The 8683-nt window shown below is 62.6% G+C and carries 8 protein-coding genes; 2 read left to right on the top strand and 6 right to left on the bottom strand.

The window, feature by feature from the left end; all coding sequences use genetic code 11:
- The first annotated feature begins 9 nt into the window (after window positions 1-9).
- Together WBB95_RS26780 and WBB95_RS26785 are read left to right on the top strand one after the other, a co-directional pair.
- On the top strand, window positions 10-873 hold the full coding sequence (locus WBB95_RS26780; protein ID WP_424490326.1) for a LysR family transcriptional regulator: 864 nt from the start codon (window positions 10-12) through the stop codon (window positions 871-873).
- Between the two features lie 58 nt (window positions 874-931).
- Window positions 932-1936 (top strand): LacI family DNA-binding transcriptional regulator, encoded by a 1005-nt coding sequence (locus WBB95_RS26785; protein ID WP_424490319.1) that lies wholly within the window; start codon window positions 932-934, stop codon window positions 1934-1936.
- Here the strand turns inward: WBB95_RS26785 and WBB95_RS26790 are convergent.
- The 6 genes from WBB95_RS26790 to WBB95_RS26815 form a co-directional block, all read right to left on the bottom strand.
- Window positions 1933-2658, bottom strand: a complete 726-nt coding sequence (locus WBB95_RS26790; RefSeq protein ID WP_424490320.1) for an SDR family oxidoreductase — start codon at window positions 2656-2658, stop codon at window positions 1933-1935. The two genes, WBB95_RS26785 and WBB95_RS26790, sit on opposite strands and share 4 nt — an antisense overlap.
- Window positions 2659-2736: 78 nt before the next feature.
- Complete coding sequence (locus WBB95_RS26795) at window positions 2737-4269, bottom strand: FGGY-family carbohydrate kinase (protein WP_424490321.1); 1533 nt, start codon at window positions 4267-4269, stop codon at window positions 2737-2739.
- A 4-nt stretch (window positions 4270-4273) separates the two neighbouring features.
- Complete coding sequence (locus WBB95_RS26800) at window positions 4274-5365, bottom strand: alcohol dehydrogenase catalytic domain-containing protein (protein ID WP_424490322.1); 1092 nt, start codon at window positions 5363-5365, stop codon at window positions 4274-4276.
- A gap of 25 nt (window positions 5366-5390) precedes the next feature.
- Window positions 5391-6383 (bottom strand): ABC transporter permease, encoded by a 993-nt coding sequence (locus tag WBB95_RS26805; RefSeq protein WP_424490323.1) that lies wholly within the window; start codon window positions 6381-6383, stop codon window positions 5391-5393.
- The gene (locus WBB95_RS26810) at window positions 6349-7857 is read right to left on the bottom strand and encodes a sugar ABC transporter ATP-binding protein (RefSeq protein ID WP_424490324.1); all 1509 of its coding nucleotides are present in this window, start codon (window positions 7855-7857) and stop codon (window positions 6349-6351) included. The genes WBB95_RS26805 and WBB95_RS26810 overlap by 35 nt, the downstream gene beginning before the upstream one ends.
- Window positions 7858-7920: 63 nt before the next feature.
- Window positions 7921-8683 (bottom strand): substrate-binding domain-containing protein (locus tag WBB95_RS26815; RefSeq protein WP_424490325.1); only part of this gene is annotated, 763 nt, incomplete at its 5' end.

The raw sequence follows: 8683 nt of genomic DNA on the forward strand, positions 1-8683 counted from the left end.
GACCCCGTCATGGACATCGAACTGGCACGCACCTTCCTAGAAATCACCCGCTGCGGCAGCCTGGCCGCCGCCGCCGAGAAACTGCACGTCACCCAGACCGCCATCACCGCCCGGGTCAAAAACCTGGAAAGCCAGCTGGGCAGCACCCTGTTCATCCGCAACCGCGCCGGGGCCAGGCTGACCGCCGATGGCGAAGCGTTCGTGGTGTACGCCAACCAACTGCTGCAAACCTGGGAAGCCGCAAAACGCGACCTGCCACTGCCCGACGGCTACCGCAACGTGCTGCACATCGGCGGCGAAGTCAGCCTGTGCAACCCCTTGATGCTCGGCTGGGCCCAAGCGCTGCGCGAACACATCCCCGGGCACGCCCTGCGCACCGAAGTGCGCGAAGGCGACTACCTGCTGCGCCAACTGGAACTGGGCGTACTCGACGCCGCCCTAGTGTTCCAGCCGCAATACTGGCCAGGGCTGCAGGTGGAACAGGTGCTGGAAGAAAAACTGATTCTGGTGCAACTGGTGAGCAAACCAGACCCCTACGTCTACATCGACTGGGGCCCGGGCTTTCGCCAACAACACGACACCGCCCTGCCCGACAAGGCCCGCGCCGCCCTGAGTTTCAACCTCGGCCCGCTGGCCCTGCAGTACATCCTGGAAAACGGCGGCGCCGGCTACTTCCGCACGCGCGTGGTGCAAAGCTACCTGGACAGCGGCGTGATGCAACGCGTGCCCAAGGCGCCGGAATTCAGTTTCCCGACCTACCTGGTGTATTCGCGGGCACGCGATTCGGCGGTGCTGCAACAGGCACTGGAACTGCTGCGCAGCGTGGTCAAGGCCGAGCGTGACTGGTCGCAACGCTGGGACCCGCTGATTTGAATCACCCTACGCCTGTGCGCATGCTAGCCTGCGGGTGTTTCCTTTCGCAGCCTTACCGATGAACAAGAAAAAATCCGTCACCATCAGCGACATCGCCAAACGGGTCGGCATGACCACCATCACGGTGTCGCGGGCGCTGAACAAACCTGACCAGGTCAAACCGGCCACCCTGGCGCGCATCCTTGAGGTGGCGCGGGAGCTGGACTACGTGCCGAACGCCTTCGCGCGAGGGCTCAAGCGCAGTGAAAGCCTGATCATCGGCGTGATTACCGCATCGGTCGACAACCCGTTCTACAGCGAGATGATCAAGGCGATTTCCCGCGAGGCCAAGCAGCACGGCTACACCATCATGCTGGTGGACACCGACGAGCTGGAAGAGCTGGAAAGCAAAGCCGTCGATACTTTACTGGGCTACCGCGTGGCGGGGATCATCCTGTCGCCGGTCTCTGACGAGCCCAGCTACCAGCCCGATTACCTGGAGCGCCTGGGCAACGGCAAGACGCCGGTGGTGCTGCTCGACCGCACGCTCCACGACAGCCCGTTCAGCCGCGTGGTGCTCGACAACTACCACAGCGGCATCCAGGCCGCGCACTACCTGCTGCGTCAAACGCCACACCTCAAGCGCCTGCTGGTGCTGACCGGCCCCGAGCATTCACGCATCACCGTGGAGCGCCTCAAGGGCCTGCGCGAAGTGCTGGCCGAACACCCGCAGGTGCACGTCGAAGTGCAGGCCGGTGACTACACGCTGATGCCGTCCTACCTGCACACCCTCGACTACCTGGCCGAACACTCGGCGCCGGACGCGATCATGGGCTTTAACCAGTTGATCACCCTCGGCGCCCTGCGCGCCTTGCGTATGCACAACATCCCCCACGACAGCCTGACCATCTGCGGCATCGACCGCCTGCCCTTCGCCGATATCTTTGGCGTGCCGATCGCCTGCGTGGCCCACGACGCTTCGCTGGCCGGCAGCAGCGCGGTGCGCTTGTTGCTCGACCGCCTGCAAGACCCGTACAAGCCTCGCGACAAGGTGGTGATCGCCGGCCAGCTGGAAAACGGCTAGCGGCTGGTGTAACCACCGTCGATCGGCAGGCTCACGCCGCTGATCATGCTCGCGGCATCGCTCAGCAGGAACAGCACCGGCAGCGCGACCTCCACCGTTTCAGCGAAACGCCCCAGCGGAATGGCCGCCAGCGCCGGGTCGCGCTTGGCCGGGTCGGACCACGCCATGCTCGCCATCGGCGTCAGTGTGACCGTGGGGTTGACGCTGTTGACGCGAATGCCGAACCGGCCCCATTCAGCGCATTGCACGCGGGTGATCGCGTCCAGTGCGGCCTTGGAGGCGCAGTAGCCGAGGTGATCGTCCAGCGCTACCAGCGAGGCCTGGCTGGAAACGTTGACGATACTGCCGGCGATCTTTGTCTCGATCATTTTTGCCGCGACGCGGCTGCCGACCTGGGCGGCGGCGCGGGCGTTGACCTGCATCACTTGATCGAAGGCCTCGGCACTGATGGCGGTTGCAGGTTCGAGGCGCGAGATACCGGCGCAATTGACCAGGCCGTGCAGTGGCGGCAGATCTTGCAGGGCGTTGTCGAGGGCAACGCTGTCGGCGATGTCCAGGCTGAGGATTTTGCAGCCGAGCTCAGACAAGGCTTGAGCATCACGGCCAAGGGCAAAAACCTCAGCGCCGCTGGCGATCAATTGCCGCGCGATTTCGCGTCCGATGCCGCTGCTGGCGCCGGTGACAAGGATGCGTTGGTGAGTGAAGTCAAAGGCTGCGTTCATGAATAAAGCTCTCAAAAACAATGAAAATCCCCTGTGGGAGCTGGCTTGCCTGCTCCCACATTTTTGGAGCGCGGTGAGTCAGTTGGTTTGCAGGTTGTGCATGGTCGGTTTCAGGGCCGGGTACAGCTTCAAATACTCGGCAAACGCCTGGTCATAGGCCATCACATTTTCGCGCTTGGGCTGCGCACGCAGTTCCAACTGCACCCAGCCTTTCGCCATCGCGCCATCACTCACCAAGCCCACCGTATGCGCCGCCAGCAACGCCGCGCCGAGTGCCGCCTCGACCTCTTGAACGATGGTGTAAACCGGGTACCGCGTGACATCCGCGATGATCTGCATCCACAAATCCGAATGGCTCGCGCCGCCCACCACAATCAGGCGCGGGTCCAGGGAATGCGCGCCCCGGGTGCCCGCCTCAATGTTGTGACGCAAGGCAAAACTCACGCCCTCCAGCACCGCGCGGTACAGGTGGATACGGCTGTGATAAAGGTTGAGCCCGACAAAACTGCCGCTCGCACGGTCATCCCAGACCGGGCTGCGCTCTCCCATCAAATACGGCAGAAACAACAGGCCTTCGCTGCCCGCCGGGATCTTTGTCGCGCTCTGTTCCAGCAACACCAGGCTGTCCTGCCCGGTGGCCTTGGCCTGTTGCTCCTCGGCCTGGCAGAACTGTTCGCGAAACCAGCTCACCGACGCCCCGGCGGTGATCGCGCCGCCGAAGATGTACAGGTCCTGACGGCCGTTATAGACGTGCGGCATGCTCACCAAACCATGGTGGGCATCCACGTGCTGGTTCAAATAACCCCAGCACATGCTGGTGCCGATCATCGCCACATGGTTGCCCGGCTGGGTCACACCCGCGGCCAGAGTGGCCATCGCTGCATCGACGCCACCAGCCAATATCGGCGTGCCCGCCTGCAGGCCCAGGCGCGCGGCCCAAGTCTCCAGCAACCCGCCCACCACCTCACCGGAATACACCAGCCGCTCGGGCATCAGTTCCTGCGCAATGCCCAAGGCATCGAGCATCTCGGCAGACCAGCCACGCGCTTTTACGTCGTAAACGCCGCCGATATTGCCGGCGCTGCTGTGGTCCACCGCCAACTCGCCAGTGAGGCACCAGTTGATGTAGCTGTTGGGCGGCAGCAAATAGCGCGTGTTCGCCCACACGTCTGGCTGATGCTGCTTGAGCCAGAGCATTTTGGTGAACCCGTAGTAACTGTCCACCGAGTTGCCGGTGACCTCGAACAAGCGCTCAAGGTCGACATGCTCACGCACCCACGCCACCTGCTCGCCGGCGCGACGGTCCATCCAGATAAGGCACGGGTGCAGCGGCGTGATCTGCGCATCCACGGCAATTCCCGAACCGCCGTACAAGCTGCTGATGCACAGCGCCTTGACCTGCTCCGCCGCCACACCCGACTTGGCCATGCACTGCGCGACGCAGCTCTCGACAGCGTCCAGCCAGACCTGCGGCCATTGCTCGGCCCAGCGCACTTTCGGGGTGTCGACGCGATACCCCTGGCTGTGCTGGGCGATGATCGTGCCTTGACCATCCACCAGCAACGCCTTGGTGCTCTGGGTGCCGATATCGACGCCCATGACGTAGTTCATGCTGCTACTCATGGGATGAGGGCACCGGTTTCAACAGCACCTTGATCGACTTCGTCGAGTTGGCCAGCTCGAACGCTTCGGCAAAGTTGTCCAGTGGGAAGTCATGGGTGACGATGCCTTTGGAGGTGACCAGGCCACGCTCGAACAGGTCGATGGCGATGGGGTAGCAATACGGGCCCAGGTGGGCGCCGCGCACGTCCAGCTCCTTGCGGTCACCGATGATCGACCAGTCGACGCTGGTCTCGGCGCCGAACACGCTGAATTCGACAAACCGCCCGAGTTTGCGGATCAGGTCCAGGCCCTGAGTGACGCCCGCCGGAACGCCAGTGGTTTCGATGTACACGTCGCAGCCGTAGTTGTCGGTCAGGCCGTTGATGATCTCGCGGGCGTTGTCGCGCGCCGGATTGATCACCACGTCGGCACCGAACTTTTTCGCCAGCTCCAGGCGCTCGTCGACCATGTCGATGACCACCAGTTTTTTCGGCGTCTTCAACGCCGCCACTTGCACCATGCACAGGCCAAGGGTGCCGGCGCCGGCGATCACCACCACGTCGTCGAGCTGGATATCACCGCGGTTGACGGTGTGGATCGAGCACGCCATCGGCTCGACCAGCGCTGAATCTTCCAGCGATACCGCCTCCGGAATCTTGTGCACGATGGCAGTTTTGGGAATGCGCATGTACTGGGCCATGCCGCCTTCGGCCACTTCGCGCTGAAAGCCGAAGATGTTGTGCACTTCGCACATCCAGTATTTGCCCGATTTGCAGAAGCGGCACTTGGCACAGGGTACGATCTGCTCGGCGATTACCTTGTCGCCGACCTTGACCTCAAAGAGCTCCTCGGCGCCCTCGCCCGCTTCCACTACGTAGCCAAAAAACTCGTGGCCCGGCACCACCGGCGCCTTCACCCACGGGTTGTCGCCGCCCCAGAACATGGCGGCGCCCGAGTGGCATTTGCAGTCACTGGCGCAGATGCCGCAGGCGGCGATGCGAATCACCAGTTCATTGGGCCGCGCCTGGGGTTTGCTGATGCGTTGCAGGCGATAGTCTTTCGGGCCGTGGCAAACGACGGCTTGCATTTCGGTGTGCTTGTCCATGTGTTCGGTCCTGTCTTGTTAGGAGTTATTTATGGCGCTGACGGCTGATAAAGATCGCCAGCAAAATGATCCCGCCCTTGATCACGCTCTGAACGTAAGGCGAGACGCCAAGCATGTTCAGTCCGTTGTTCAATACGCCGAGCAGCATGGCGCCCAGCAAGGTGCCGACGATGACCCCGCGCCCACCCGCAATCGAGGCGCCGCCGAGTACCACGGCCGCAATCGCATCCAGCTCAAACGACACCCCGGCATTCGGCTGGCCGCTCATCAGGCGTGAGGTCAGCACCAGCCCGGCAATCGCTGCCGTAAGACCGCTGATCCCATACACCAGCAACTTGAACCGCGCGGCGCGCACGCCAGACAAGCGCACCGCTTCTTCATTGCCGCCGATGGCGTAGATGTAGCGGCCGATGCGCGTGTGTTGCAGCAGCACATAGGCGGCGAAATAGGTGATCAGCATGATCAGGATCGGCACCTCGATGCCGAACAGGCTCTGGCGCCCGAAGAAGCCGAAACAGTCCGGCAGCCCGGAAATCGGGTAGCCGTCGGTGTACATCAGGCCCAGGCCACGGGCGATGCCCATGGTCGCCAGCGTGACGATGATCGGCGGCATGTGCAGGTAGGCGACGAACAGGCCGTTGCCGATACCGAAAGCCACGCCGATCAGCATCCCGGCGCCAATCGCCAACCCAGGCGGCAAGCCCGCGACCATCAAGCCGGCAGTGAGCGTGCCGGACAACGCCATCACCGGGCCCACCGACAAGTCGATGCCGCCAGTGAGGATCACGCAGGTCATGCCCACCGCGATGATCGCGTTGATCGACACTTGGCGAGCAATGTTTGACAGGTTGCTGGCCGTCAGGAAGGTGTCGCTGGCAAGGACCATCACCAGGGTCACCACCAGCAGCCCGATAAAGGGATAAAACGCCGGTGAACGCACCAGCCGCGCCAGGTTCAGGCGCAGGCGGCCGCTGTCGGCGGTTTTAATGGACATATTCACTTGAGCCCCCGGTTGCATGGCGCATGACCTCTTGAGGATTGACGGCAGACGCTTCGAGTACCTTGACGATCGCGCCCTTGTGGAACACGGCGACGCGGTCGCACATGCCGATGACTTCCGGCAGTTCGGAAGAAATCATGATGATGGCGTAGCCCTGTTCGGTGAGGCTGCGCATCAACGCGTAGATCTGCGCCTTGGCGCCAACGTCGATGCCGCGGGTGGGCTCATCGAACACCAGCACGTCGCAGTGGTGGTTGATCCAGCGCGCGATCACAACCTTCTGCTGGTTGCCGCCGCTGAGGTTGAACACCCGGCTTTCGCCACTCGGGGCCTTGATCGACAGTTGCTTCATCAAGCTGTCGATACTCGCGCACTCGCGGCCCTTGTCGATCAGGCCCGCGGCGTTCTGGTATTTGGGCAGGTTGTTCAGGGAGATGTTTTCGCGAATGCTGAAATCGGTGATCAGGCCCTCGCTCTTGCGGCTTTCCGGCAACAGGCCGATGCCATGGGCCAGGGCTTGGGCCGGGTCATCCAGCGTGACTTTTTCACCGCGCAGCCACACGTCTTTGCTCACCGACGGCAGCGCGCCCAGCATGCCCAGCGCCAGTTCGGTGCGGCCTGAACCGACCAGGCCAGCGAAGCCGAGAATCTCACCCTTGTGCAACTGGAAACGGTTATGGGGGCCATTGCGTACCAACTGAATATCCTTGACCTCCAATAACAACGGGCCGCGTTCTTTCGTCGGTTTGGGCGGAAAACTGTTTTCCAGGCGACGGCCCACCATCATTTCGACGAGGCGGTCGATGTCGCTGTCAGCCACATCGGTCACGCCCACGTTGCCGCCGTCGCGCAGCACGCTGATGCGGTCGCACACCTGGAAAATCTCCTCCAGGTGGTGAGAGATAAAAATCACCGCCACGCCCTGGCGCTTGAGCTCGCGCATGATCTCGAACAACAGCTCGGCTTCGCTGGGCGTAAGGGTGGCGGTGGGTTCATCAAGCACCAGCAGGCGCGCATCCAGGGCGAGGGCCTTGGCGATTTCGACAAACTGCTGCTCGGCCACGCTCAGGTGCTTGACCGCGCATTGCAGGTTGATGCTCACGCCCAGGCGCTTGAACAATGCCTCGCAGGCCTCGACCATTTCGCGCTTGCGCAGCAGGCCAAAACGATTGCTCAACTCATGACCAAGGAAGATGTTTTCCACCGCCGTGAGGTAGGGAATCAGGCTGAATTCCTGGAACACGATGCCGATGCCGGCGGCGATGGCATCGCGGTACGTCGCGAACTGCTGCGCCTGGCCGTCGATGAGAATCTGGCCCTCGTCCTGATGCTCGACGCCGCCAAGAATCTTCATCAAGGTCGACTTGCCCGCGCCGTTTTCCCCGAGCAAGGCGTGAATCTCGCCACGCTCGACTTGCAGGTTGATGGACTTGAGGGCCTGTACGCCCGGGTAACGCTTACAGATATTTTCCAGCTTCAGGAGACTGCTCATACCGCCGACCTCGTATTCAGAAGGAAACCTTGAGCCCCACGGCGTGCGTGGGGCCTGGGCGATTTACCAGCTGAAGTCCTTGGCCTTGGCCTGGTCGATCAAGGTGATGTCCACCGGGATCGTCGCGGGCACTTGCGAGCCCCAGTGCTTGGCCAGGGCAACGCCCAGTGCGAGGCGGATCTGGTCGCGGGGGTATTGGGCCGAGGTGGCGATGAACTTGCTGCCAGGCTTCTGGATCGCCTTGATCGCCTCCGGCGCGCCGTCGACGCTGACCAGTTTCACGTCCAGGCCACTGGCTTCAATGGCCGAGAGCGCGCCGAGGGAGCCGTTGTCATTCACGCTGAAAATGCCCTTGAGGGTGGGCTGCGCCTGCAGCATGTTCTCGGTGACGGTCAGCGCCTGGTCACGTTCCTGCTTGCCGTTCTGGATGCTGACGATCTTGATGTCCGGGTGCTTGGCCACGGCCTCTTTGCAACCGCGCACACGCTCAAGGATCGGCACCACGGCGATGCCGTCCAGGATCGCAATATTGCCTTTGTCGCCAATGTTCTTGGCCAGGTACTCACAGGCCTGGAAGCCGGCGTCGAAGTTTTTCGAGCCGACGAAGGAGTCGAGCGGGCCGTCGGCCTGGGCATCGACCGCCACCACGACTACGCCTGCGGCATGCGCGGATTTGACCGCCGATTGCACGCCGACAGAATCCGTAGGGTTGATCAGCAGGATGTCGATGCCTTTTTGCAGCATGTCCTCGACGTCACTGACCTGCTTGGACACGTCGTGGCGGGCGTCGGTGATGATCAGTTTCGCACCGATGGTCGCGCCGGCT

The organism is Pseudomonas sp. (assembly GCF_049645325.1).
In the GTDB taxonomy this organism is placed as follows: domain Bacteria; phylum Pseudomonadota; class Gammaproteobacteria; order Pseudomonadales; family Pseudomonadaceae; genus Aquipseudomonas.

Excerpts from the sequence above, each read along its gene's own strand:
- WBB95_RS26800 (WP_424490322.1), bottom strand. The coding sequence starts at position 5,365 with ATGGACAAGCACACCGAAATGCAAGCCGTCGTTTGCCACGGCCCGAAA.
- WBB95_RS26785 (WP_424490319.1), top strand. The coding sequence starts at position 932 with ATGAACAAGAAAAAATCCGTCACCATCAGCGACATCGCCAAACGGGTC.
- WBB95_RS26780 (WP_424490326.1), top strand. The coding sequence starts at position 10 with ATGGACATCGAACTGGCACGCACCTTCCTAGAAATCACCCGCTGCGGC.
- WBB95_RS26790 (WP_424490320.1), bottom strand. The coding sequence starts at position 2,658 with ATGAACGCAGCCTTTGACTTCACTCACCAACGCATCCTTGTCACCGGC.
- WBB95_RS26810 (WP_424490324.1), bottom strand. The coding sequence starts at position 7,857 with ATGAGCAGTCTCCTGAAGCTGGAAAATATCTGTAAGCGTTACCCGGGC.
- WBB95_RS26795 (WP_424490321.1), bottom strand. The coding sequence starts at position 4,269 with ATGAACTACGTCATGGGCGTCGATATCGGCACCCAGAGCACCAAGGCG.
- WBB95_RS26805 (WP_424490323.1), bottom strand. The coding sequence starts at position 6,383 with ATGCAACCGGGGGCTCAAGTGAATATGTCCATTAAAACCGCCGACAGC.